The organism is Microtetraspora glauca (assembly GCF_040656155.1).
GTDB classification, from domain to species: Bacteria; Actinomycetota; Actinomycetes; order Streptosporangiales; family Streptosporangiaceae; genus Microtetraspora; species Microtetraspora glauca.
In genome coordinates this window covers 85,625-108,984 of record NZ_JBFALK010000003.1, presented here as the reverse complement: position 1 = coordinate 108,984, position 23,360 = coordinate 85,625, and the positions used below count along the sequence as shown (strand labels likewise).

The window sequence follows — 23,360 nt, the reverse complement described above, 5'->3', positions numbered from 1 at the left end:
CGACGACCGCCAAGACGCCTGAGCTGCCGGGACGCAGGCCGCGCGATGCCGGGCCGGATCCGGCGATCACTCAGTGCTCGTGAACAAACCGAGGGCGAATCCACCTGGCGAGGCACATGAAATCGCACCAGACTTTGATCAAACTCCCTCAAAGAGTCCCGTGCCGGGCATGGGGGTGCCGGAGACTGTGCGGTCGCCGTTCAGGAGCCAGTCCAGAGTGGCCGGGGTCGCGTCGAAGTGACCCGCGTGGCCCGCGTCGGGCTGGACGATCAACGTCGCGGTCGGGATACGGGCGCCGAGCCAGCGGGCGTGGGCGGCCGGTACGACCTGGTCCAGTTCACCGTGCCAGAGCCGGACCGGCACGGTTCCCGGCGGTCCGGTCGAGCCCGTCGGCGTCGCGCGGTGCCAGAGCGGCGAGCGAGGCCACCCGAGTGACGCGGTCGGGGTGACGAGCCGCGAACGCCAGCGCGTGCGGGCCGCCGCCCGAGACTCCGTAGACGGCGAAGCGGTCGAAACCGAGGGTGTCGGCGACGGCGGCGCAGAGGGTTTTGATCATGGCCGCCATGGTGGCCGGAAGCGGGTCACACGGCCGTGAACGGATCCGGCGACCGGCGCCGAATGCGTAACGGTTCCGATCTGCCGATTCAAGGTTGTTCGCAAGATTTGTCCAGGGGCGGCCGCGCATCGTCGTCTACGAACCGGGATGCGGTCGCCGACGGATCCACTCCCGGATTGAGGTGACCGATTGTTGCCAACGAAGGAGATCCCATGAAGCGCACGTTGCTACGCCTGACGGCCGCCGTGCTGTTCGCCGTGTCCGCCACTGCCGGTGGGGTGGTCGTCGCATCGTCCGCCTCGGCTGATATGGCCCACTGCTGCTGACGAACACGCCGTGAGGAAAAGCGCCTTTGAGCGGGAAGCACAGCGGGCGCCGAAGGTCCTGTCAGCGCCCCGCCGAAGGCGCTTTCCACGTTCAGGAACGGGGGCCGGCGACCGCGGGACTGGAGCCGTTGGGTTCTCCCCGCTCCTGGCGCGATCACCTCTCAGAGCATGTCGCCGACCGCGTTGATCAGCAGGCGGCACTGGTGCGGCGGCGTGCCGCTCGAGTACGTCCGCCAGTTTCCACGCGCCCGCGCTCGATCGCGCGGCCCTGGCTCGCGCCGGGCCTCCCGCGCATGGGAGGGGCGTTGTACCGTCCTTGGGGCCGCCCGGCCGATCACCGCCCCGGTCGTCGGCCGCGGCACCGGGCGGCTCCCGACCGAACGCGAGAGGACGGAGCATCTATGTCGATTCGGCTGATCGGCGCCAACCCCGGCCTGACAGTCTCCGACGGAGGGCGGCGCGTGGCGTTCGCCTCCGTCTGGCGCGCCGACTGGTCGCAGGCCGGGAGCGGCAGGGCGGTCGTGTTGTGGCATGAGGGCCGCACCAGGGCGCTGGGCCCCGACCCGACGCTGGCCCTCTGGCTGGCCAAGGAGTTCACCCGGCACTTCCCCGAGGTGGCGGGCCTGCACTGGCCCGAGCCCGAGGTCACCGTCGCGCCAGTGGACATGGATCTGGACCTCACCGCCGGCCTGTGGGCTTCGGCGGCCGACGTGACCGTGATGATCGACGGGCCTCCGCTGGAGCGGCGCGCCTGCCGGGTCGAGGACTTCGGCCTCGGCGGGATCCCGCACCTGCTGACCAACGTCTACATGCCCTGCCCGACTGGCACGCTGGCTGTCGGCGGCGTCCCGGTGGCGGGGGACGCGACGCACGCGTTCCTCGCCGACGCCGAGGTCTGGAGCGGCCCGGCCTCTGGGTGACCGTCCCGATTCGTCGCCGACGCGCGCTCGGGTGACCGTGGGCCGGTCGGCCTCCTCATGTGGTGGACGAGACGCGGGTGGACGAGACACAGGTGGACGATTCTTGCCGCCGTTGACTATGGTGTGGCCCATGTCCAGTCCTGAGGCGTCAAGACGCTAGCCACCGGTCCTTCGGTGGCGTCCTGTGATGTCACGCGGCAGCGCCGTCCCTGAGGCCGCGCGCCCTTTCGTCACCCTCGCCGCCGGATCACCGTCGTACGGACTGACTCTTTCCGGGAGCGCCGCCACCTCCGCCACCGTCGTGGTGCCGCGGGTGGTGCAGAACCCGGCCTCTCCTTTCACGCGGTAGCGCCCGCGCGCCCTGGATGTACGCCCGAAAACGGGCCGGTTCGGGGTTGCGTGGTGGTGCGCCGCGTCCCCTTGCGATGCTTTTCCGACGCGGCCGTGGAGTTTCCGCTCATGCCCTTCGCCATCTACATCCTCGGACTGGCGGTATTCGCCCAGGGAACGTCCGAGTTCATGCTGTCCGGACTGGTTCCGGACATCGCCAGTGAACTGAATGTGTCCATCCCGGCCGTCGGCGCGCTGACGTCCGCCTTCGCCGCAGGAATGATCGTCGGCGCCCCGCTGATGGCGGTCCTCAGCCTGCGCTGGCCACGAAGGCGGGCGCTGCTCGTCTTCCTGGTCGCGTTCATGCTCGTGCATGTCGCCGGCGCGGTCACCACCAGCTTCTCCGTGCTCCTGGTGACCCGGGTCCTCGGAGCGCTGGCCAACGCCGGTTTCCTCGCCGTGGGGCTCGCGACGGCGACCAGCATGGTCCCGCAGAACGCCAAAGGCCGGGCCACCTCCATCCTGCTCGGCGGTATCACGCTCGCGTGCGTCGCCGGTGTGCCCGCCGGCGCCGCGCTCGGTCAGACGCTCGGCTGGCGGTCGGCGTTCTGGGCCGTAGCCCTGATCTCCCTGCCCGCCGTCGTCGCCGTGATGCGCTCGGTGCCCGACACCGTGCGGGCGACCGGCGACCCGGACGAGGCCCGTCCCCGCGCACGGCGCGAACTACGGGCCCTGCGCGAGCCGCGCCTGCTGGTCGTTCTGGTGCTGGCCGCGCTGGTGAACGCCGCCACCTTCTGCACTTTCACGTATCTGACGCCGCTGGTCACCAACGTGAGCGGCTTCTCGGAGGGCTGGGTGCCGGTGATGCTGGCGCTGTTCGGTCTCGGGTCGTTCGCCGGAGTGACCATCGGCGGCCGCCTGTCCGACACGCGGCCGATGCGGGTCCTGATCCCGGGTGGGATCGCCCTGCTCGCCGGATGGGCGCTCTTCGCGCTCACAGCCGGCAGCCCGATCGTCACGTTCCTGCTCACGGTTGTCCAGGGGACCCTGTCGTTCGCCGTCGGCTCGACCCTGATCGCCCAGGTTCTGTACGCGGCGCCCCGGGCGCCCTCGCTCGGCGGCTCCTTCGCGACCGCGGCCCTCAACGTAGGGGCGGCCGTCGGCCCCGCCGTCGGCGGCGCCACCATCGCCGCAGGGCTCGGCTACCGCTCGCCGCTGTGGGTCAGCGCCCTGCTGGTGGCGGCGGCGCTCGTCACGGCGGGCCTCGCCCAGGCCATACGGCAGGCACCATCGCCGCGCGGCCGGCGAGGAGCGGCCCGGCCGGAAGATGGCCGGGCCGCGCCACGCACTCGCCCGGGTGGCCGCTGACTCCAGCGAGGAGATCGCCGTCTGGCTGTGGTCCGGGCCACCGGCGCCCACCCCCGGCTCAGGAGGCCGGGCGGTGGCCGCCCTTGGCCTGCTGGATGAGCTCGTAGACGTGGGCCCGGAGCTCGGAGAAGCGGGGCAGGGAGCGGGTGACGAGCTGGTCACGCTCATCCGGCAGGTCGATGGTGACCTCTTCGAGCACGACCGTCGGCGAGTCGGACAGGACGATGACGCGCTGGCCGAGGTAGACGGACTCGTCGATGTCATGGGTGACGAACAGCACGGTGACCCCGAGGCGCTTCCACAGGGAGCGGACGAGGTCTTCGAGGTCGGCGCGGGTCTGGGCGTCGACGGCGGCGAACGGTTCGTCCATCAGCAGGAGATGCGGTTCGTAGGCGACCGCGCGGGCGATGGCCACGCGCTGCTGCATGCCTCCCGACAGCTGCCAGGGATGGGCGCCCTGGGCGTCGGCCAGGCCGACGGCCTCCAGCGCCTCCCGGACGAGCCGCTGCCGTTCGGCCTTGGGGACCTTCTTCTCCTTCAGCGGGAGCTCGACGTTCTGCCGTACGGTCATCCAGGGGAACAGGCTGCGGCCGTACTCCTGGAAGACCACGGCCATGCCGGGGGGCGGGCCGGTCACCCTCTCACCTTCGAGCACCACCTCACCGGCGGTGCTGTCCAGCAGCCCCGCGACGCATCTCAGCAGGGTGGTCTTGCCGGCGCCGGAGGGCCCGACGATGCAGACGAGTTCGCCGGACGCGATGGTGAAGGTCAGGTCGCGGACCGCCTCCACGCTGCGGCCCCTGCCCTCGTAGACCTTCTTCAGGTTGCGGACGTCCAGCATCGTGGTGGAGCTCTCCGGGCGCGCGGCGGCGCCGATGGGTGCGGTGGTCATCTCAGCCCTCTCGCTGTGACATGCGCAGACCGGTGTACCAGCTCAGCAGCCGGGCCTCCGCCGCCCGGAAGATCACCGACAGGGCGATGCCGATCAGCCCGAGCATGATGATCCCGGTCCACATCTGCGGGATCGCGAAGCTGCGCTGGAACTGGATGATGGTGAAGCCCACGCCGTTGCTCGCGGCGAACATCTCGCTGATCACCATCAGGATGATCCCGATGGACAGCGCCTGCCGCGCACCGGCGGCGATCTGCGGGCTGGCTCCCCGCAGCACCAGATGGACGAGCCGCGAGTGGGGGCGCAGCCGGTAGCAGCGGGCGGTGTCGCGCAGCACCTCGTCCAGCGCGCGCACACCCTCCACCGCGTTCAGCAGCACCGGCCAGACGCACCCGGAGACGATCACCAGCACCTTCATCTCGTTCCCGATGCCGGCGAACAGCATCAGGATCGGCACCAGCACCGGCGACGGGATCGCCCGGAAGAACTCCAGGACCGGCTCCAGCAGGCCACGGAGCGTACGCGAGGAACCGATCGCGGTGCCCAGGCCCACCCCCAGCGCCACGGCCACCAGGTAGCCCACCAGCAGCCGGGCCAGACTGGGCAGCACATCTGCGGTGAACCGGCCGGTGAACCAGGTCTCGCCGAACGTGCCCACGATCTGGCTCAGCGGCGGCCAGAAGAAGTCGGTGCTGTCCGCCGTCGCCGCCCACCACGCCGCGACCAGCAGTACCGGCACGGCCAGCAGCAGCAGGACCTTCCGGCCCGCGCTCAGCGTGTTCACCGGGGAACCTCCCCACGGATCGAGGGGTGCCAACGCAGCGCCCGGCGCTCGGCGGCGCGCGCGATCACGTTGACGACCACACCTATCAGACCGACCACGATGACCAGGGCGTACATCGCCGCCACCGCGCCGGAGGTCTGTGCCACCGCGATCTGCCTGCCGAGCCCGGGCGACCCGATGATCAGCTCACCGGTGATCTCCAGGATCAACGCCACCGCCGCGCCCAGCCGGAACCCGGTCATCATGTACGGCAGCGCGGTCGGCCAGATCACCGTGCGCACCTGGGTCAGCGGACGGAACCGGTACGAGCGCGCGGTCTCCCGGGCGACCGGGTCCACGTCCTGCACGCCGTACAGAACCTGCACCAGCACCTGCCAGAAGGCGGCGTACACCACCAGCAGAAGTGTCGAGCGCATGTCCGTGCCGAACAGCAGCACGGCCAGCGGGATCAGCGCCACCGACGGGATCGGTCGCAGGAACTCGATCGTCGAGTTCATCGCCGCCCGCAGCAGCGGGATGCCGCCGATCAGGATTCCCAGCACCACGCCCGCGACCATCGCGATCGACAGACCGATCGCCCAGCCGCGCAACGTCTCCAGCAGCGACTGCCAGAACTCCGCCGTCGCGGCCTGATCCGCCAGCGCCGAGACCATGTCGCTGAACGGCGGCAGGAACCGCTCGTCCACCAGCCCGGCCCGGGGCGCCAGCTCCACCACCGTCACCAGCCCGGCCAGGCCGATCAGGCCCAGGGCCCAGGTGGGGAGAGGGCGGTGACGGCGTCCGCCCCGGCCCCGTCCCGGCGTGCCCGCCGTCACCGCCACCGTCACGGAAGGAGCCCGCCGAGATCGGGAGCGGTCTGGATCAGGCCGTCCTGCAGGGCGAGCTTCGACAGGGTCTCGAGCGACCCACGGTTGATCTCCGAGGGATACGTGGGGAGTGTGAGCGAGCCGGCCATAGCCGAATCGATCTTCGTGTAGGTGAGCAGGACCTTGCGCACCGCGTCCGGGTTGTCGGAGGCGTACTTCAGGGACTTCAGCATCGCGGAGGTGAAGCGCTTCACCAGGTCGGGCTTGGAGGCGATGGTCTGCTCGGAGGTGAAGTAACCGGCGATGGCCAGCTCAGGAGCGGTGTCCACATAGTTCGACGCGATCACGCGGTCACCGTTCTTCTGGGCGGTCGCCAGGAACGGCTCGACGACCTGGACGGCGTCGACGCTTCCCTTGTCCAGCGCGGCGAGCATGTCCGGGAAGGGCAGCTCGACGAATTCGACGTTCTTCGGGTCACCGCCGGCGGCCCGGATCGAGGCCCGGACCGTGGTGTCGTTGATGTTGTTGAGGGTGTTGACCGCGACGCGCTTCCCGGCGAGGTCCGCGGCGGACTTCAGCGGGCTGTCGGCCTTGACGACCACCCCTCCGAAGTCCTTGCCCTGGGCGCCCGTCGAGCCGGCGCCGGGCGTGACGACCTTGAGGGGGAGGCCCTTGGACCGGGCGATGATCAGCGACGTGAAGTTGCTGAACCCGAACTCCACCTGACCGCTGACGACGGCGGGGACGATGGCGGCACCGCCCTGCGCGGACACGAGCTCCAGCTTCAGCCCTTCCTCGGCGAAGAATCCCTCCTGAGCGCCGAGGTAGACCGGCGCCACGTCGACGATGGGGATCACGCTGACCTTCACCGAGGTGAGGCCGGCCGAGGCCGGCCTACCGGCGTCGGACGCGTCCGGGGAAGGGGTCTGCCCGCCCCCGCACGCGGTGAGGAAGAGAACGGAGGCGGCGGCCAGAACCGCGCGAATTTTGGTCACGGTGCTTCTCCAGGACGTCGGTCGGGGGGTGAGGAGGTGACGTCGGCGCTCGTCACGGCCGGACGAGGCCTTCGGATCGGCGCGTTCCCCTCCACCGTTCCACCGCGCAGGACGACGCTGGTCGCACTGCCGGTCCCCAGAGGAGAGCAGGCCGAACGTTCGGGCGCGTACCGCGGTGCCCGCCCGGCGACCGCGGAGGGCGGTCGCGAGACGGCAGCCGACCGATGGCTGCCTTCCCCGATGGCACCGCTCGTTTGTGAGGCCGATGCTATGAATTATGTACGCGATTGTCAACGATTTGTTTACCAAGAGCTGCGCCAAATTTGTCGTCACTCTATGGATGTATTGGGGCATGCCGAAAGAGGCCTCCGGCGCGGACGGCCGTGGCCTTCGGATGGGGGTTCACTCACGAGTAGGTGGTTCGCGAGTGGGGGGCCGCGAGTGGAGGGGATACGAGGACGAGGGCGCGCGAGTCCGGGATCTCAGGACTTGGCCAGCACCGCCGCCTCGACATGGGGCGTCGTGGACTTCGAGATCTGGGTGATCACATCGCGCAGGTGCTCGCGCATGGCTGCCTCGGCGGCCGCGGGGTCCCGCGCCACGATGGCGTCGACGATCTTCTCGTGCTGCCCGAGGGAGACGGTGGACCGGCCCGGCTGAAGGGCCAGGCGGAACTGGTGGCGGACGAGTTGGCCCTGCAGCCGGAGGAGGATGGTGCGGGCGGTCTCCTGGCCCGCGATCTCCTGGATGAGGGCGTGCAGGGACGCGTTGAGCTCGGAGTAGGCCAGCGGATCGTGCCCTTCGACCCTCTCGCGCATCGCCCGCCTGATCTGGAGCAGCCTGTCGGCCTGGCCGGGCGTCACCCGCTCGGCCGCCTTCGCCGCCAGCAGGCCCTCGAGCACCATCCGCACTTCCGTGATCTCCACCGCCTCGGCGGTGGAGATCACGCGGACCCGCGCGCCCTTGTTGCGCTGCACCTCGACGAGGCCGTCGGCGACGAGCTCTCGCAGTGCTTGCCGCACGGTGGACCGGCTGACCTGGTAAAGGTCGCACAGCTCGGCTTCGACGAGGCGCTGCCCGGCGGCGAAGTGCCCGTCCAGCACCGATCGGCGGATCTTCACGACCAGCTCTTGGGGGTCGACCGCCTTCATGATCTTCCTCCCGTGTCGGTGCCGCGGAACGGCGCTGTTGTGGCTGGCGACATTCTAGGTGACCAAATCGTGACCGGCGGTCGTACGGGCGGCGGCGGGCATCACTCGATCACGGGCGTGCCGTGGGTGTGGAACGACTCGATGGTCTTCAGTCCCCACGCCTGCCCCTTGGCGCGCTCCGCCTGCGTCCACGTGATGACCTCCCAGTCGGGGGCCAGGATCAGCCGGGCGCCGGCGTTGCACAGCTCGACGCGGTTGCCGCCGGGCTCCCAGACGTAGAGGAAGAACGTCTGCTGGATGGCGTGCTTGTGCGGGCCGGTCTCGATGTGGATGCCCGCCTCGAGGAAGACGTCGGCCGCCCGCAGGATGTCCTCCCTGGTGTCGGTCGCGAACGCCACGTGGTGCAGGCGTCCCCGCGTGCCGCTCCAGTCGGAGGTGTACACGAGGTCGTAGGACTTGTTGCAGACCGAGAACCACACGGCGGCGGGGGAGCCGTCGTCGTTCACGATCTGCTCCGTGGGCCGCGCTCCCAGCCCGCCGGTCACGAAGTCGCCGGCCGCCGCCACGTCCGAGGCGAGGAAGTTCACGTGGTCCAGACGCCGGACGTTCGCGCCTCTCCCGGGGAAGGCCGAGGCCTGGTTCTTCAACGACGGCCGGTGCTCCTCGGTCGCGACGTACCGCTCCGTCTCGTAATACAGGCCCATGTCGTGGCCGTCCGGGTCGGTGAAGAGGTAGACGGGTCCGAGCCCGAACTCCGACTCGCTCCACCCGGCGCCGAGCCCGGCCGCCTCGACGGCCTCGACCCGGCGGCTCAGCGCCTGCGGGCCGGCCGCCCGCAGGAACGTACGGCCGACGCCGGCCCGGTCCCTGCCGGTGATCTTCACGGTGTAGCGCTCGTAGTCGTCCCACGAGTGCACGTAGATCGAGTCGCCCTCCCGGTGGATCTCCTTCATCGCCATCAGGTTCACGAAGAAGTCGCGGGTCTCCTCCGGCACGGGGCTGAAAATCTCGACGGATCCCAGGTGGGCGATGTCGCCGAATGCCGCTGACTGCATCGGATCTCCTCTCGGTCGGTGCCATGGTTCAGGCGGCTCGCGGCGCCTGCGTTCTCAGAACTGCGGATTCACCGCCGGGGGTCGGCCCGGCGCGGCCAGACCCGGCCGTCGAAGAGCTTGCGCGCGGTGCTCACCACTCCGGAGCGGCGGACGCGCAGGGCCGTCCCGCTCCCGGACACCTCGACGGAGGCGTCGAAGAAGCCGGTCGGATGCTCGATCCGCAGGGTGGCTCCCGATGCCGTACGCGCGGCGACCCCGGCGGCGACCCCGGCGCCGGCCTCGGCGGCCACCTCGGCGGCGACCGAGCCCTCGACGAGTACGGCGGTGGCGACCGAGACCGCACCCAGGACACCGATGGAGGTGTGGACCCGGTGCGGGATGAAGGTCCGGGTCGAGATGGTGCCCCCGTCAAGGGGTGCGGCCACCAGGGTCATCTTGGGCACCGTGGTCGCCCGCACGTCGCCCAGCCCCATCAGCTCGCCCGCCCGCAGCCGGATCTCCTCGACCTTCGCCTTCAGCGTCGCGTCGCCCTCCAGTTCGGAGGGGGACTCGTACCCCGTCACCCCGAGTGACCTGGCGGCCATCACCACCACGGGCATGCCGTTGTCGACGCAGGTCGTCGCCACGCCGGCGATCTCGTTCCGTACGGAACCGGTGGGCAGGAGACCGCCGCACGTCGCGCCCTCCGTTCCCTCGAAGTAGAGGGTCACCGGCGCGGACGGGAACGGCACGCCCGAGATGAGGGTGCCGCCCGCGTACCTCACCCGGCCGTCACGGGTGTCCACGGTGGCGGTCGCCGCGCCGCCCCCGTTGAGGATGCGGATGCGGACCCGGGTCGTGTCGCCGTCCACCGGGACCAGCCCGCGCTCGATGGCGAACGGCGCGACGCCGGCCAGGAGGTTGCCGCAGGTCTGCCGCGCCGAGACGCCGGCCTCGGTGACCTGTACCTGCAGGAACAGGTAGTCGACGTCCGCGCGGGGGTCCGGGGAGCGGGAGATGACGGCCACCTTGCTCGTCAGCGGATGGCCACCGCCGATCCCGTCGATCTGCCGGGCGTCGGGCGAGCCCATCAGCCGCAGCAGCAGGTCATCGCGCCGGTCCTCCTCGGCGGGCAGGTCCTCCGCGAGGAAGTAGGCGCCCTTCGAGGTTCCGCCGCGCATCAGCATGCACCGGATCCCCGCGTCATCGATCTCTTCCACGGTGTTCACGGCGCCGTCCCCAACCGCGGAACGCCCCGGCCGGACACCGACTTCAGGACCTCGACGGTGGCCAGGGTCATCGCCGCGGACTCCCCGGCCGACCTGGCCATCCGGACGGCCGCCTCCATCTCGGCCACGCGGCGTTCACTGTGCAGCACGGTGCCGTCGAGGAGCCTGCGGATCACGTCGCCGTCGAGCTCGGTCAAGGTGTCGACCAGATGGTCGTGACACCATTCCCCGAGCCCCTGCGTCTCCGCCACCCGCAACGACTCGACCATCAAGGCGGTCAGGCCCTTCACCACGATGCTGCGCAGCAGTTTGCGCGCCGCCGCCTGGCCGACCTCCGCACCGAGCGAGGTGATGTCCATCCCGCAGGCGGACAGCAGCTCGGTGGCCCGTCCGGCGCCCGGACCGGCGGCCAGGACGGGGGTCCTCACCAGCAGCCGGAGCACGGGTGCCATCAGGACACCCTCGGCGAAGGTCAGCCCGTGCGCGGTCGCGGTGGCCGCCAGCTCGCGCTTGAGATCCGGGCTGGCGGTGGCCAGATCGAGGTAGACGGCATCGGACGCGGTGTGCCCGAGTGCGGACTCCAGCGCGCCGGGCGCGTCGGCGGCCGCCGTCAGCGCGATGATCACCTGTGCCCCGGCCACGGCCTCGGCGGGGGTCTCCGTGACGGTGAAGTCGACCGGGCGTCCCGTCCACGCGGGATCGAAGCCGGTGACGTGCGCGTGGGCGCGGAGCCCCGAGGCGATCGCGTAACCGGCCTCACCGAGTCCGAGCAGGGCGACGCGCGGCTTCACGCGTCCTCCTCGGGGAGGTCGTCGACATAGCTGACGCCCAGCCGGGACAGCAGCTCGCGCAGGCCGTACATGTCGACGCCGAGCACCCCGGAGCGGAGGGCCGCCCGTTTGTCCTCCTCGGCCGCGATCCGGGTCCGGGCCCGGGCCAGCACGTCCGCGGCCGACGCGGCCGGCACGCACATGACCCCGTCGTCGTCGGCCACCACGACGTCGCCGGGCCGTACCACCTGGCCACCGCAGACGACCGGCACGTTGACGGAGCCAGGGCTCGCCTTGACGGTGCCCTGAGCCGAGACGGCGCGCGCCCAGACGGGGAACCCCATCGCGCGCAGGGAGGCGATGTCACGCACCCCGGCGTCCGTCACGATGCCCGCCACTCCCCGCGAGAGCAGCGACGCCGCGAGCAGGTCGCCAAACATGCCGTCGGTGGAGGGGGAGGTCGTCGTCACCACGAGGACGTCCCCCTCCCGGCACATCTCCACCGCCGCGTGGATCATCAGGTTGTCGCCGGGGTGGCTCGACACCGTGACCGCGGAACCCGCGATCACCGCGCCATCCTGCCGGGGGCGGACGGCCGGGGCCACGAGGCCGGTACGGCCCGCCGCCTCGTGCACCGTGGCCACCCCGGCGTCGCGCAGTCCTGCGACCACCTCCGGGTCGGGCCGTGGCACGTTTCGTACGACATAGTGCCCTGCCATGCGAGCCCTCCTAGTCCAGCTCGGAGGTGACCTGCGGGTAGACCCGCTGGTAGGCCTCGGCGTACGCATCCACGGGCAGCCCCAGGTTCGGCCCGCTGTTGCGCTTGGCCTGCACCCCGCGACGGCGGCTCAGATCGCTGTAGTACTCCACCAGGTGGCCCTGCGCGCCGAGACTCCGCATCGCCGAGAGCTTCAGCTCCCACACCGGCGTGATGTCCAGCAGGACGTCGGGCCGGAAGTCGCACACCTCCGGCTGGTGCGGCTCGAAGCAGAACACCGGGGGAGCGCCGATCACCTCGCCGTCACCCGGCACCCCGGCGGCCTGGGCGAGGATCCGCGTCCTGAGTGCGATCTGTCCGGCGACGGGGTGATCGATGTTGTACGGGTCGTTCGGCGCGTGCGTCAGCACGACGGACGGGTGCAGGCTCCGGTACAGGTCGACCAGTGACCGGGTCAGTTCCGGCGTCTCGACCAACGGGTAGTCACCCGCGTCGAAGAAGACCACCTCGGCGCCCAACGCGCCGGCCGCCTTCTCACCCTCCTCACGCCGGACCGCCTTGACCTCGTCCAAGCTGTGTCCCTCGCGCCACAGGCTCGCGGACTCGCCGCGCTCGCCGAAGCTGAGACAGGCGATCACGGCGCGCTGCCCGCTCTGGGTGGCCAGCGCGATGGCCCCACCGGCGCGCCAGACGAAGTCTCCTGGATGAGCGGTGATGACCAGCAGGGGTCCCTTGGTCGGCATACCCGTCCTTCTCCTGTCCGGGCGGCGACACCGCCGGATCGTCCACATGATCGAGACAACGTGGCCCGAACAGGTCCCAGGGGTCGCCAACGCGATTAGCTACGAGATTGTCAACAATATGCCCAACTATCTGTTCGTCACAACCCGTGCCGGAAATTGCATCGGCACGGGAGAAGCCGGTCGCAGTCGATGGGGCGTCCTGATCGGGGACGGGGACGGCGGACGGGCGGACGGGCGGACGCTGCGGCTGGATCAGGGCACGCCGTACCAGCGGAGCAGCGCCGTGGTCGCGGCGGCGGCGACGACCACCACGGGGAACGGCGCGCGCCGGGCCGCGAGGATCCCGGCGACCAGCACGCCGGACGGCCTGGCCCAGCCGGCGAAACCGTTCCCCTCGGTGAGCGCGGCCGTGGCCACCAGGGCGACCAGCAGCACGACGGCGGCGGTGGAGAGCAACTGCCGCAGGCGGTCCGGGACACGCAGCCGATCCCCGAGCAGCGGGCCGCCCAGTCGGAACGCGTAGGTCCCGGCCGCCAGCAGGGCGATGGCGAGCATCGGCATCAGCGGACCTCCTGTGCCGGATCGGCCTGCGTGGCGGTCGCGGCGCTCGTGACGGATCGGGCGACCGGCAGGAGACCGGCCAGCGAGAGCAGCACCGGCAGCCCGGCGGGCAGGAACGGCGTGGTCGCGGCGGCGATGCCCGCGCCGAGCAGCGCGCCCCGACGTGTGCCGCGATCGGCGAGCGCGGGCAGCACCAGGGCGAGCAGGACAGCGGGGAAGGCGGCGTCGAGGCCGAGGGCGCCGGTGTCGCCGACGGTCCGGCCGGCCAGCGCGCCGATCACGACGGCCAGGTTCCAGGACGCGAACACGGCGACGCCGCAGATCCAGAACGCCGCCCGCCGCCGCGGCCGGTCGCCCTGGCGTAACGCGAACGCGACCGACTCGTCCGTCATCAGATGCGCGCCCGGCAGCCGCGTCCACCACCGCTCGCCGAGCACGTCCGCGATCGCGAAGCCGAAGGGCAGGAGGCGGGCGTTGAGCACCAGGCCGGCGGCGACAGCGGCGACGGCGCTTCCACCCGCGAGCAGCACGCCCACCGCGGCGAACTGGGCGCCACCGGCGAAGACCAGCAGGGACATGACGATCGGCACCGAGGCGTCGAGGCCGCCGGACACGGTGATCGCGCCGAAGGACGCGCCGACGACCGCGTCGGCGAGGCAGACCAGGGCGATGTCGCGGAGCGTGCCGCGATCGATTGTTCGCCATAACGAACGCATGTTTGTTATCCTGAACAAGAACGCTTGCGTTCGTCAAGTCGAACAGAACGACGTCTGGAGCGAACACGTGCGTAACGGTTCCCCCGGTGACGGAGAGACCTCGTCCCACGCCCTGATCGCGCTGATCGCGGCGTCGATCCGCCGGGAGCGTGACCGCGCGGGACTGTCTTTGACCGAGTTGGCCAGGCGGGCGGGCATCGCCAAGTCCACGCTGTCCCAGCTGGAGTCGGGCTCGGGGAATCCGAGTGTGGAGACCCTGTGGGCGCTGGGCGTCGCACTCGGCGTGCCGTTCAGCCGGTTGGTCGACCCGCCGCGCGCGAGCGTACGGGTGATCCGCGCCGGCGAGGGGCCCGCCACCTACTCAGAGCGGGCGAGCTACGCCGCCACGCTGCTGGCGTCCTGTCCTCCGGGTGCTCGCCGGGACCTCTACCGGATCACGGCGCGGCCGGGGGAGCCGCGGAACTCGGAACCGCACATGCCCGGCACGACGGAGCACGTGGTGCTCAGCGCCGGCCGGGCGCTGGTCGGCCCGGCGGACGATCCGGTCGAGCTCGGCCCGGGCGACTACATCACCTACCCCGGCGACGCGCCGCACGTTTTCGAGGCCCTCCACCCCGACACCACGGCAGTGATCCTCATGGAGCACATCTGAGCCGCTCGGACTCCTGTCACTCCGGCCTGTCCGCGTTCGCGCGGAAGAGGAGCTGATGCGGAATCCCGCCGCACGGGCCGCGCGATCAGGCTCCGATCATGTTGAAGCCTCCGTCGGCGTTGAGGTAGACGCCGGTCATGTGGCGTGCGTCGTCCGTGGCCAGGAAGAGCGCTGTACCGGCGAGTTCGGCGGGGCCCGGGATCCGGCGCATGGGCGTCTTGGCGATCAGCTCCTCGCGGCGGCCGTTCTTCCAGTCCTCCCTGTTGAGGGTGGCCTCGGTCTCGATGAAGCCGGGCGCGAACGTGTTGACCCGCACGGTGGGGGCGAATGCCGCGGCGTAGGACTTGGTGATGCCGAGGATGCCGTACTTGGCCGCCGCGTACTGCGGCGCGCGGGCGCTGCCACGCACGATCACGGTGGAGCCGATGTTGACGATGGAGCCGTGGCCCTGGTCGAGCATGCGCGTGCCGACCTCGTGCGTGCACAACATCGTGCCCTTGACGTCGACGGCGAGCACGCGGTCGATGGACTCCTCGGTCAGGTCGCGCCAGGACATCTGCTCGGCCGCGACGTCGCCGACGTTGTTGACCAGCACGTCGAGCACGCCGAAGCGGCCGAAGACCTCCCCGGCCATGCGGCGGATGTCGTCGTGCCTGCTGATGTCGGCCCGGACGGTGAACGCCTCGCCGCCCACATCCTTGATCCGGGCGGCCGTACGCTCGGCGCCCGCGACGGAGCTGTTGTAGTGCACGGCCACGCGAGCGCCTTCCTGCGCGGCGCGCACGGCGATCTCGGCGCCGTAGCCGGTACCCGCTCCGGTCACCAGCACGGTCTTGCCGGTGAAGCGGCGAGGAAAGGGTTGCTCGGACACGGGGGGTCTCCTGTCTTCGGTGGGCTGTCTTCGCGTGCGTCCTCAGCGGGCGAAGCGCTGGCGCAGCTCGCCGATGCCCTGGACGCGGCTGACGAGTTCGTCGCCCTCGGTGAGGTATCGGGGCGGGGTGCGGCGGTTGCCGACTCCGGCGGGGGTGCCGGTGAAGATGAGATCGCCGGGCAGCAGCGGCACGACGGCCGACAGCCGGGCGATCAGCTCGGCGACCGGGAAGATCATCGATCTGGTGCGGTCGTGCTGGACGACCTCGCCGTTGAGCAGAGCGGTGATCTCCAGGTCATCGGGATCGTCGAACTCGTCCGGGGTGACCAGGAGGGGGCCGGTGGGGCCGAAACCCGGAAAGGACTTGCCCAGGCTGAACTGCGGCGGCACACCCCGCGACTGTGTGACGCGTTCGGACAGGTCCTGCCCCACGGTGAGCGCCGCCACGGACTCCCAGGCCCGCTCCTCGCTCACCCGGCGGGTCTCCCGCCCGATCACCGCCACGAGTTCGACCTCCCAATCCACCTTGCCCTCGGGCAATGTGACGGTGGCCTGCGGCCCCGTGACGCAGGTGGGGAACTTGGTGAAGACGAGCGGATCGGCCGGCGGCGTGAAGCCGGCTTCCACAGCGTGCGGCGGATAGTTCAGCGCGACCGCGAACACCTGCCGCGGCCTCGGCACCGGCGCCTCCAGAGCGGCGTGGTCGAGGGGCAGGTCGTAGGTGCTGTCCGGCTGTCCCGCCGCCCAGTCCCGCAGCTCCGGCCATCTCTCCAGCAGCGCCATCGGATCGGAGGGGAGCCCGGAGGCCGCGCCGACGTCGAGGGCGCGGTCGCCGTCGGCCAGTACGGCGCGGCCGCCCAGGACGCCGAGCCTCACCAGTCCACCTTCCGCGGTACGGGGGTGCCGTGCCCCTGCTCCCAGCTGACGATCGGGGTCCGCAGCACACCCAGCCGTTCGACCTCGGCCTCGACCACGTCGCCCGGCTTGAGATACAGGTCCGGGTTGCCGCTGAATCCGGCCACGCCCTGGACGGTGCCGGTGGTGACCAGGTCGCCCGCGCTGTAGCCCTGCGGGGAGTGGTAGGCGACCAGGTGCGGGATGGACACGGACATGCGGTTGGTGTTGGACTTCTGCCGGACCTGGCCGTTGACCCGCAGCTCCATGTCCAGGTTCTGCGCGTCCGGGATCTCGTCCGCGGTGACGATGTACGGCCCCAGCGGGCAGAAGGTGTCGATCGCCTTGCAGAAGGAGAAGACGCCCGACTCCATCTCCCTGCGCTGGATGTCGCGGGCCGTGATGTCGTTGAACACCACGTATCCGGCGATGTGGTCGGGCGCGTCGTCCACACCGAAGAACTTGCCGCTCCTGCCGATGACGACCGCGATCTCCAGCTCATAGTCCAGCTCGCTGGTCAGGTGCTCGGGGTAGATGACGGGCTCGTCCGGGCCGACGATGGCGTCGACGTTCTGGAAGAAGACGATGCCCTTGTGCATGGGGTGGGACCAGTCGACGTTCCTCGACTCGTCCTCGTGCTCGCGGAAGTTGCCCGAGGTGTGGAAGAACTTCTTCGGCACGATGGGAGCGCGCAGCCGTACGTCGTCCAGCGTCAGCCGCTCGCCGGTCTCCGGGGCGTGGCCTCCCCGCTCGAAGTACTCGCGCGTCGAGGGCACCTCCAGCGGGATGACCAGGCGTTCCTCCAGCTCCAGCCGCCCGACGCGGCCCTCGTCGAAGGTGATCAGTTTCATGCCTTCTCCTTGTGCTCACCTGCGAAGATCCGCAGCTGGAGTGCCAGCGTGGCGTAGTAGCCGACAAGCGTCGTCAACTCGAACAGGCCGCGCTCGCCCAGCGCCGCCACCGCGTTGCCGTACTCCTCGTCCGTCAGGTCTCCCGCGCGGGCCAGCGCGGCGGCCGCGCGCGCGGCCGCCAGCTCGCCCGGGTCCGGCAGGCCGGGCAGCGCGCCTTCGCGCAGCGCGGCCAGTTCGGCCTCGGTCAGACCGCAGGTTCGGCCGACCGCCTCGTGCGCCTCACGCTCGAAGTCGCTGCCCCAGTGCGCGGCCACCACCAGGATCGCGATCTCACGCACCCGGGCGGTCAGCACCGAGTGGTAGCGCACCGCCGCGCCCACGGCCTGGAGAGCGCCGCCGACCGGCGGGCTCAGCAGCATGGCGTTGAACGGGCCGCGCAGCCGCCCCCGCTCGTCGGTGAGGGCGAAGGCCTGGGGCCCCGCGGCACGCGGCCCGCCGGTGATGGCCCGGTAGAGCTCGGCCTGCTCCTCGTCCAGCGCGTCCGGTGACAGTCCGGCCAGCCGCGCCCTCATACGAGGGTCCTGCCGCCGTCGACGTACAGGACCTGGCCGGTGATGAACGAGGCCCGGGGCGACAGGAGGAACAGGACCGCGCCCACCACGTCCTCCGGCGTACCGAGGCGCCCGGCGGGGACCAGCCCGGTCATCTCCTCCCGCATCCCCGGCTTGGCCAGGTACGCGCGGGTCAGCTCCGTCTCGGTGTAGCCGGGCGCCACCGCGTTGACGGTCAGCCGGTCGGCCGCCCACTCCCTGGCCATCACCTTGACCAGCTGGTCGAGTCCGCCCTTGCTGGCCGCGTAGGGGCCGTGGTGGAGGTGCGCGAGCCGGGAGGAGACCGACGAGAAGAACACCATGCTGCCCCGACCGGCACCACGCATCAGCCGGCCGGCGGCCCGTCCGGTCCAGAAGGCGCTGGACAGGTTCAGGGTGACGACGCGCTCCCAGACCTCGTCGGGAGTGTCGACCACCGGGCGGCGGTCGTTGGTCCCGATCGCGTGCACCAACATGTCCAGCCCGCCGAGTTCCTCGGCGGCACCCTGAACCGCGGCCTCGCACGCTTCCGAGCTCGCCAGGTCGGCGGAGACGACGCGCGCGTCGGCTGCCGCGAGGCCCGGATCGGCCCGCAGTTCCTTGAGCTTGGTCACATCGACGTCCACGACCAGCACGGACGCTCCCGCCTCGGCCAGGCCCCTGGCGCACGCGGCTCCGAGCCCGCCGGCGCCCATGACGAGCGCCTTGCGGCCGTTCAGACCGAGCCACTCCATGACCGGCCTCCAAGTTCACTCTATGAAAGTCGATTTCATTTAGGTGGCGCCGATGCTAGACCCGTGTCATCGGAGTTGTCCACGGTGCGTATCCGTACACGCTGGCGTGCGCGTGGTATTCTCGCCCCTCGAAAGTAGGTTGTCTTCATGCGGCCGCTGCGGCCGCGCCGCCGGGGACGGTGCGAGAGAGCGAGGGGCGTGGCATGCCCGCCAGGCGACGGCAGGCCCAGAACGCGCAGGCGACCGAGGCCGGCCCCCGGCCGGAGTACCGCATCGAGGCCCTGGCCAAGGGCCTCCGCCTGCTGTCGCTCTTCACCGAGCAGCAGCCGGTCTGGCGGGTCAGTGACATGGCCGCGGCCACCGGCATGCCCCTGCCGACCACCTACCGCATGGTGATGACGCTGGCCGCGGAGGGCTATCTCGTCCACCTGCCGAACGGCGACTACCGGCCCGGCGTGCGCGTGCTCACCCTGGGGACGGCCGCGCTGCGCGGCATGGACCTGGTGGAGATCGCCGCTCCCGGCCTGCAGGCGCTGGCCGAGGCCACCGGGGAGACCGTCAATCTGTGCGTGCTCACCGGCGACCAGGTGCTCTACCTGATCCGCCTGCGCAACTCCGACCTGGTGACGGCCAACATCCAGGTCGGCTCCACCCTGCCCGCGGTCTACACCTCGATCGGCAAGCTGCTGCTCGCCCACCTCGACGACGACGAGCTGGCGTCTCGTGTCACGGCCGGCTCCTTCGGCCCGGCGCACGGGCCCAACGCCAAGCTGTCGCTTGACGAACTGCGCGGGGAGCTCACGGCCATTCGCAGGGACGGGTGGGCCATCCAGGACGAGGAGCTCGCCTTCGGCCTGCGCTCTGTCGCCGTACCGGTTCGCGACGCCTCGGGCCGGGTCGTCGCGGGCCTGAACATCGCGGTGCAGGCGCGCGACTGGTCGACCCAGCGCATCATCAGAGAGCTTCGCCCGCCGGCCGCGCGGACGAGCCAGGAGATCTCCACCCTGCTCGGCTGCCCGGCCGGCTGACGGCCGGCCGCGTTCGTGCCGCCATCAGCCGGCCGGGGATCGACTCCATCGGCGGCGAGACCGTGTTCGTCGGTCACCTGGGCGCCGCGATCCGCACCCCCGTCGCGGTGAGCAGCCGCCCGTCGGCGGCACGCTCGGTGGCGGCGAGTTGCGCCGCGACGGCCGCGGACACCCGGCCGGTGTCGCGCGGGTCCACGGTGAAGGCGGCGTACGACGCGAGATCGGGATGACTCTCCCGCTGGTCAGGGGTCAGCCCGCCCGCGACCGGCACCAGCCGGAGCACGTGCACGTCGCCGGTCAGCTCGCCGTCCTTGATCGCCAGGTCCCGCTTCGGCGAGTAGACCATGGCGTACCGGCCGGTGCTCAGTGGCCTGATGTCCCACGCCAACGTCGTGCCGTCGATCCAGTGCGCCTTGACGGCGGAAAGGTCGGCATCCAGACCGCGCCCGCCGGTCTGCGGCAGCACGTACCCCGGCGTGGCGGCCTGGATCCAGACCTCGTTGCCGTACGCGGCGAACTCCAGCACCTGGTCGTCGGGCAGGTCCTTCTCGCCGCCCTTGTGCAGGATGTAGCTGATGGTCGACGCGCCGTCAGTCAGCGGCACGGCGAAGTACGCGCCGAAGCCGTCGCGGCCCGCCGGGGCCAGCGGCGTGTCCCACTCGGTCGGCTGGGCCGCGCCGCTCCCGAAGACGTGCGCGCCCCACCCCTCGTAGTCGCCGTCCGGCCGGCTGTAGTGCAGGATCGCCACATTGTCGGCGGCCGCCCTGGTGGGACGCACCGCCGTGACGCCCGAGTCGACCCATCCGTCCGGCTGCGCGGACGGCAGCAGCGACTGATCGCCGCCCGGGTCCTTCTGGTCGCCCTTGTGGATGATGAAGTTGACCGGAGCTTCGGCGTCCCTGATCGGGACCTTCCAGTAGACACCGTATTCGTCCTGGCCGTCGGCGGGACGCGGCGCGTTCCACTCGGTCGCGGCCCCGTCGGCGAGCCCGCCGCCCCACAGGTGCAGGCCCCAGCCGTCGTACGTCTTGTCCGGCCGCCGGTAGTGGACGGTCGCGTATCCGCGCGCCTCCGCCAGGGACGTGGCCGCGTCATCCTTGCCCTGGGTCAGCCAGATCTCGGCGTTACGCCCCGGATCGACGGTACGTGGCGCGCCGTCCGACTGGTCGCCGTTCCGCACGGTCAGGGTGACGGCGTCGGCGCCGGGCTTGAGCCTGATCCAGGCGAACCGTCCGTAGGCGTCCTGCCCGGACAGCGGCACCGGGGCGTCCGAGGCGGAGGGCTGGGCGACGTCGCCGTCGACCCGCAGGCCCCAGCCGTCGTAGTCGCCGCCGGGCCGCTGGTAGTGCACCACCAGCCAGTCGCGCCGCTGCTCGCCGGGCTCCTCGACCGGGGGCTGCGCGGCCACCGTCGCCGACGCCTTCGCCGAGGCGATCCGGCCCGCCGAGTCGCGGACCACGGCCTTGTACGTCACGGACGTCCCGGCCGCGAGGTCGCCGACGTCGTGGAACACCCGGAACGGCCGGGCGTCGTCGGTGCCCAGCACCGTCCACGGGCCGGTGCCGACCTTCACGGCGAACGTGACCTGGTCGAAGCCGCCGCCCGGTACGTCGGCGGTGATCTCGGCCCGGCCGGTCAGCCGGTCGTCCGGCAGCGTGACGCCGATATCGGGCGCCGCCGCGGGATGGGGGATCGGCTTCCCGGCCTGGTACACCACCGCGGACAGCGCCGGGACGGTCATGTCCAGTGTGCGGTCGGCTCCGGTCGTCACCGGGGCGCCGCCGTTCGGGTAGATCGGGGTGAACGCGGTCCGCGCCGAGTAAGTGGGGACCTTCACCCGCCGGGCGGCGGAGCCGTTGTTGAGAGCCACCACGTACTCGATCCGCCTGTCGGCTTCGAGCCTGGAGAAGGCGTAGACGCCGCCGTCGCTGAGCCGTTCGATCTGGGCGCCGTCACGCAGCGCCGGATGCCGGTCGGTGAGTGCGGCCAGCGCCGAGATGCCCTGGTACAGCGGATGCCGGACGACGAAGTTGTCCTGGGCGTGCGTGGCCGTGGTGCCGATCAGGTCGTCCGACAGGTAGGCGGCGGTCCGCGACGCGAACATCGAGGCGCGGGCGGCCTTGTCCCCGCCCTGGCCGGTGAACCCCTGCTCGTCGCCGTAGTAGACGACCGGCTGGCCCCGGGTGAGGTACATCAGCTCGTGCGCCAGCAGGTCGCGGCGCAGCAGCTCGGCGTCACCGGCCTGCGGGTTGTCCCGCTTGAGGAAGTAGCCGAACCTGCCCATGTCGTGGTTGCCGAGGAAGGTGGGCAGCGAGTACGCGTTCGAGTCGGCGTCGGTGTAGTAGTCGTCGGCCCGGTAGAGCGCGCTCAGCGTCGCCGCCCCGGCGCCCTGGGAGGCGTACGCCCTGGCCGCCGACTGGAACGGGAAGTCGAGCACCGCGCTCATCCCACCGGTGGTCGAATAGAGCGACGTGGTCCGCGGGTCGTCGGTGAAGACCTCGCCGAACATGAAGAAGTCCTTGTCGCCCAGCCGTTCGGCGTAGCCCTTGACGTCCGGGGCGAAGCGCCGCCAGAACTCCATGTTCACGTGCTTGGCGGTGTCGATCCTGAAGCCGTCGATGCCGGTCTCCCGGACCCAGGTGGTGTAGATGTCGGTCATGCCCTTGACGACCTCGGGCCGTTCGGTCCACAGATCGTCCAGGCCGACGAAGTCGCCGTACTCGGAGCTCTCCCCGGCGAAGGTGGAGTCGCCGCGGTTGTGGTACATCGTCGGGTCGTTCAGCCAGGCCGGCGACTTGGTGACCCCGGGCACCGGGACCGGGGTGTAGGGGAAAGAGCCGGAGTCCACCCTCGGGAACGGTGTCGTGCCGTCGGCGTGGTCCCGGTCGTCGAACGGTCTGCCGTCGGCGTCCAGGTACGGGTATGCCTTCGTGCCGCGGTAGCCGTACTGCTTCTCGCGGTAGTCGATGCCGTCGGCGGTGTGGTTGGTGATGATGTCGAAGAAGACCTTCATGCCCCGCCGATGGGCCTCCTTCACCAGCTTCTTCATGTCCGCGTTGGTGCCCAGGTGGGGGTCGACGCGGGTGAAGTCGGTGATCCAGTAGCCGTGGTATCCGGCGGAGGCGTTCGCCCCGGTGCCCTGGACGGGCCGGTTCTGGAACGACGGGGTGAGCCAGATGGCCGTGGTGCCGAGGCCCTTGATGTAGTCGAGTCGTCTCACTATCCCGTCGAGGTCGCCGCCCTGGTAGAAGCCGGAGTCGGTGGGGTCGAATCCGGTGGTGAGGCGGTCGCCGGCCAACCCGCCGCGGTCGTTGTCCGCGGAGCCGTTGGCGAACCTGTCGGTCATCACGAAGTAGAACCGCTCGCGGCTCAGCGCGGGCCGTTCGCCGCTGCGGGCGAGCTGCCGGTCGCCCGGCTCGCTGGTACGGCTGGGGCCGCCCTTGACCGGGTGCGCGGGCTGTCCATGCGGGGAGCCGTACGCGGAGGCCGGGGTGATGGGCAGGAGGGGGAGCGCGGCGACGGTCGCGGCGAGCACCGAGCCGAGCAGCCGGAACGGTGTCGGCCGTCGCCGTCGTGGGGGGTGCACGGGCACGGTGCCTCCAGGGCATGTTCGGATTTCGTGATTTTCCGAAAGCTACAGGCCTTCCGCAAACTCTGCAAGAACTTTCAGTCCGTTCGCGCGGGGCTTCGCGATCTGCGGCTGCTGCCGGGCGGACCCGGGCTTCGGTCTGGTGCACCCCGGATTCCGCGTGGGCAGGCATCGCGCCGGAATCGGGGCCGTCCAGCTCTGCAAGCAGTGAAAGAATTGACAGCAAAACCGGTGTCCCGGCGGGCCATGACA

Annotated in this window: 24 protein-coding genes; 4 read left to right on the top strand and 20 right to left on the bottom strand. The window is 71.0% G+C overall.

Annotation, left to right across the window (positions count from 1 at the left end; genetic code table 11):
- Positions 1–138 precede the first annotated feature (138 nt).
- Positions 139–363 carry an alpha/beta fold hydrolase gene (locus tag AB0I59_RS06735; RefSeq protein ID WP_358130842.1) on the bottom strand — a complete coding sequence of 75 codons (225 nt, stop codon included), beginning with the start codon at positions 361–363 and terminating at the stop codon, positions 139–141.
- The gene (locus AB0I59_RS06730; RefSeq protein WP_358130839.1) at positions 338–685 is read right to left on the bottom strand and encodes an alpha/beta fold hydrolase; all 348 of its coding nucleotides are present in this window, start codon (positions 683–685) and stop codon (positions 338–340) included. Before AB0I59_RS06730 ends, AB0I59_RS06735 begins: the two co-directional genes overlap by 26 nt.
- A gap of 598 nt (positions 686–1,283) precedes the next feature.
- Between AB0I59_RS06730 and AB0I59_RS06725 the strand changes: the two genes are divergently transcribed.
- On the top strand, positions 1,284–1,802 hold the full coding sequence (locus tag AB0I59_RS06725) for a hypothetical protein (RefSeq protein ID WP_358130837.1): 519 nt from the start codon (positions 1,284–1,286) through the stop codon (positions 1,800–1,802).
- 459 nt (positions 1,803–2,261) lie between these two features.
- Positions 2,262–3,500, top strand: coding sequence for a Cmx/CmrA family chloramphenicol efflux MFS transporter (locus tag AB0I59_RS06720; RefSeq protein WP_358130834.1), 1,239 nt, complete (start codon positions 2,262–2,264; stop codon positions 3,498–3,500).
- A gap of 58 nt (positions 3,501–3,558) precedes the next feature.
- Here the strand turns inward: AB0I59_RS06720 and AB0I59_RS06715 are convergent, their stop codons facing one another.
- The 12 genes from AB0I59_RS06715 to AB0I59_RS06660 form a co-directional block, all read right to left on the bottom strand.
- Entirely contained in the window at positions 3,559–4,341 is a 783-nt protein-coding gene (locus tag AB0I59_RS06715; protein ID WP_358131581.1) for an ABC transporter ATP-binding protein, read from the bottom strand.
- A 52-nt stretch (positions 4,342–4,393) separates the two neighbouring features.
- Positions 4,394–5,167, bottom strand: coding sequence for an ABC transporter permease (locus AB0I59_RS06710; protein ID WP_435830924.1), 774 nt, complete (start codon positions 5,165–5,167; stop codon positions 4,394–4,396).
- A 5-nt stretch (positions 5,168–5,172) separates the two neighbouring features.
- Entirely contained in the window at positions 5,173–6,003 is an 831-nt protein-coding gene (locus tag AB0I59_RS06705) for an ABC transporter permease (RefSeq protein ID WP_358130831.1), read from the bottom strand.
- Positions 6,000–6,977, bottom strand: coding sequence for an ABC transporter substrate-binding protein (locus AB0I59_RS06700; protein ID WP_061252548.1), 978 nt, complete (start codon positions 6,975–6,977; stop codon positions 6,000–6,002). Before AB0I59_RS06700 ends, AB0I59_RS06705 begins: the two co-directional genes overlap by 4 nt.
- 482 nt (positions 6,978–7,459) lie before the next feature.
- On the bottom strand, positions 7,460–8,128 hold the full coding sequence (locus AB0I59_RS06695; RefSeq protein WP_061252549.1) for a GntR family transcriptional regulator: 669 nt from the start codon (positions 8,126–8,128) through the stop codon (positions 7,460–7,462).
- A 101-nt stretch (positions 8,129–8,229) separates the two neighbouring features.
- On the bottom strand, positions 8,230–9,183 hold the full coding sequence (locus tag AB0I59_RS06690; protein ID WP_358130827.1) for a VOC family protein: 954 nt from the start codon (positions 9,181–9,183) through the stop codon (positions 8,230–8,232).
- Positions 9,184–9,251: 68 nt separating this feature from the next.
- A complete protein-coding gene (locus AB0I59_RS06685) occupies positions 9,252–10,391 on the bottom strand; it encodes a 4-oxalomesaconate tautomerase (RefSeq protein ID WP_358130824.1) in 1,140 nt (379 codons plus the stop codon).
- Positions 10,388–11,182 carry an NAD(P)-dependent oxidoreductase gene (locus tag AB0I59_RS06680; protein ID WP_358130821.1) on the bottom strand — a complete coding sequence of 265 codons (795 nt, stop codon included), beginning with the start codon at positions 11,180–11,182 and terminating at the stop codon, positions 10,388–10,390. Before AB0I59_RS06680 ends, AB0I59_RS06685 begins: the two co-directional genes overlap by 4 nt.
- Complete coding sequence (locus AB0I59_RS06675) at positions 11,179–11,880, bottom strand: 4-carboxy-4-hydroxy-2-oxoadipate aldolase/oxaloacetate decarboxylase (protein WP_061252552.1); 702 nt, start codon at positions 11,878–11,880, stop codon at positions 11,179–11,181. Before AB0I59_RS06675 ends, AB0I59_RS06680 begins: the two co-directional genes overlap by 4 nt.
- A 10-nt stretch (positions 11,881–11,890) precedes the next feature.
- On the bottom strand, positions 11,891–12,622 hold the full coding sequence (locus tag AB0I59_RS06670; protein WP_061252553.1) for a PIG-L deacetylase family protein: 732 nt from the start codon (positions 12,620–12,622) through the stop codon (positions 11,891–11,893).
- 252 nt (positions 12,623–12,874) lie between these two features.
- Complete coding sequence (locus AB0I59_RS06665) at positions 12,875–13,183, bottom strand: AzlD domain-containing protein (protein WP_358130817.1); 309 nt, start codon at positions 13,181–13,183, stop codon at positions 12,875–12,877.
- Positions 13,183–13,899, bottom strand: coding sequence for an AzlC family ABC transporter permease (locus AB0I59_RS06660; RefSeq protein ID WP_061252555.1), 717 nt, complete (start codon positions 13,897–13,899; stop codon positions 13,183–13,185). Before AB0I59_RS06660 ends, AB0I59_RS06665 begins: the two co-directional genes overlap by 1 nt.
- 67 nt (positions 13,900–13,966) lie before the next feature.
- On the opposite strand from AB0I59_RS06660, the gene AB0I59_RS06655 reads away from it, so the two are divergent.
- Positions 13,967–14,551, top strand: a complete 585-nt coding sequence (locus AB0I59_RS06655; RefSeq protein ID WP_358130814.1) for a helix-turn-helix domain-containing protein — start codon at positions 13,967–13,969, stop codon at positions 14,549–14,551.
- A gap of 85 nt (positions 14,552–14,636) precedes the next feature.
- Here AB0I59_RS06655 and AB0I59_RS06650 read toward each other — a convergent pair whose 3' ends face one another.
- The 5 genes from AB0I59_RS06650 to AB0I59_RS06630 are packed head-to-tail and all read right to left on the bottom strand — an operon-like array spanning position 14,637 to position 18,491.
- Complete coding sequence (locus tag AB0I59_RS06650; protein ID WP_061252557.1) at positions 14,637–15,422, bottom strand: SDR family NAD(P)-dependent oxidoreductase; 786 nt, start codon at positions 15,420–15,422, stop codon at positions 14,637–14,639.
- A 42-nt stretch (positions 15,423–15,464) separates the two neighbouring features.
- Positions 15,465–16,298 (bottom strand): fumarylacetoacetate hydrolase family protein, encoded by an 834-nt coding sequence (locus AB0I59_RS06645; protein ID WP_358130811.1) that lies wholly within the window; start codon positions 16,296–16,298, stop codon positions 15,465–15,467.
- Positions 16,295–17,167, bottom strand: a complete 873-nt coding sequence (locus tag AB0I59_RS06640) for a fumarylacetoacetate hydrolase family protein (protein WP_061252559.1) — start codon at positions 17,165–17,167, stop codon at positions 16,295–16,297. The genes AB0I59_RS06645 and AB0I59_RS06640 overlap by 4 nt, the downstream gene beginning before the upstream one ends.
- Positions 17,164–17,739, bottom strand: a complete 576-nt coding sequence (locus tag AB0I59_RS06635; RefSeq protein WP_061252560.1) for a carboxymuconolactone decarboxylase family protein — start codon at positions 17,737–17,739, stop codon at positions 17,164–17,166. Before AB0I59_RS06635 ends, AB0I59_RS06640 begins: the two co-directional genes overlap by 4 nt.
- Positions 17,736–18,491 (bottom strand): SDR family NAD(P)-dependent oxidoreductase, encoded by a 756-nt coding sequence (locus tag AB0I59_RS06630; protein ID WP_358130807.1) that lies wholly within the window; start codon positions 18,489–18,491, stop codon positions 17,736–17,738. The genes AB0I59_RS06635 and AB0I59_RS06630 overlap by 4 nt, the downstream gene beginning before the upstream one ends.
- A 203-nt stretch (positions 18,492–18,694) precedes the next feature.
- Between AB0I59_RS06630 and AB0I59_RS06625 the strand changes: the two genes are divergently transcribed.
- On the top strand, positions 18,695–19,519 hold the full coding sequence (locus AB0I59_RS06625; RefSeq protein ID WP_358130804.1) for an IclR family transcriptional regulator: 825 nt from the start codon (positions 18,695–18,697) through the stop codon (positions 19,517–19,519).
- A 73-nt stretch (positions 19,520–19,592) separates the two neighbouring features.
- Here the strand turns inward: AB0I59_RS06625 and AB0I59_RS06620 are convergent, their stop codons facing one another.
- On the bottom strand, positions 19,593–23,111 hold the full coding sequence (locus AB0I59_RS06620; RefSeq protein WP_358130801.1) for a pullulanase-associated domain-containing protein: 3,519 nt from the start codon (positions 23,109–23,111) through the stop codon (positions 19,593–19,595).
- Between the last annotated feature and the right edge of the window lie 249 nt (positions 23,112–23,360).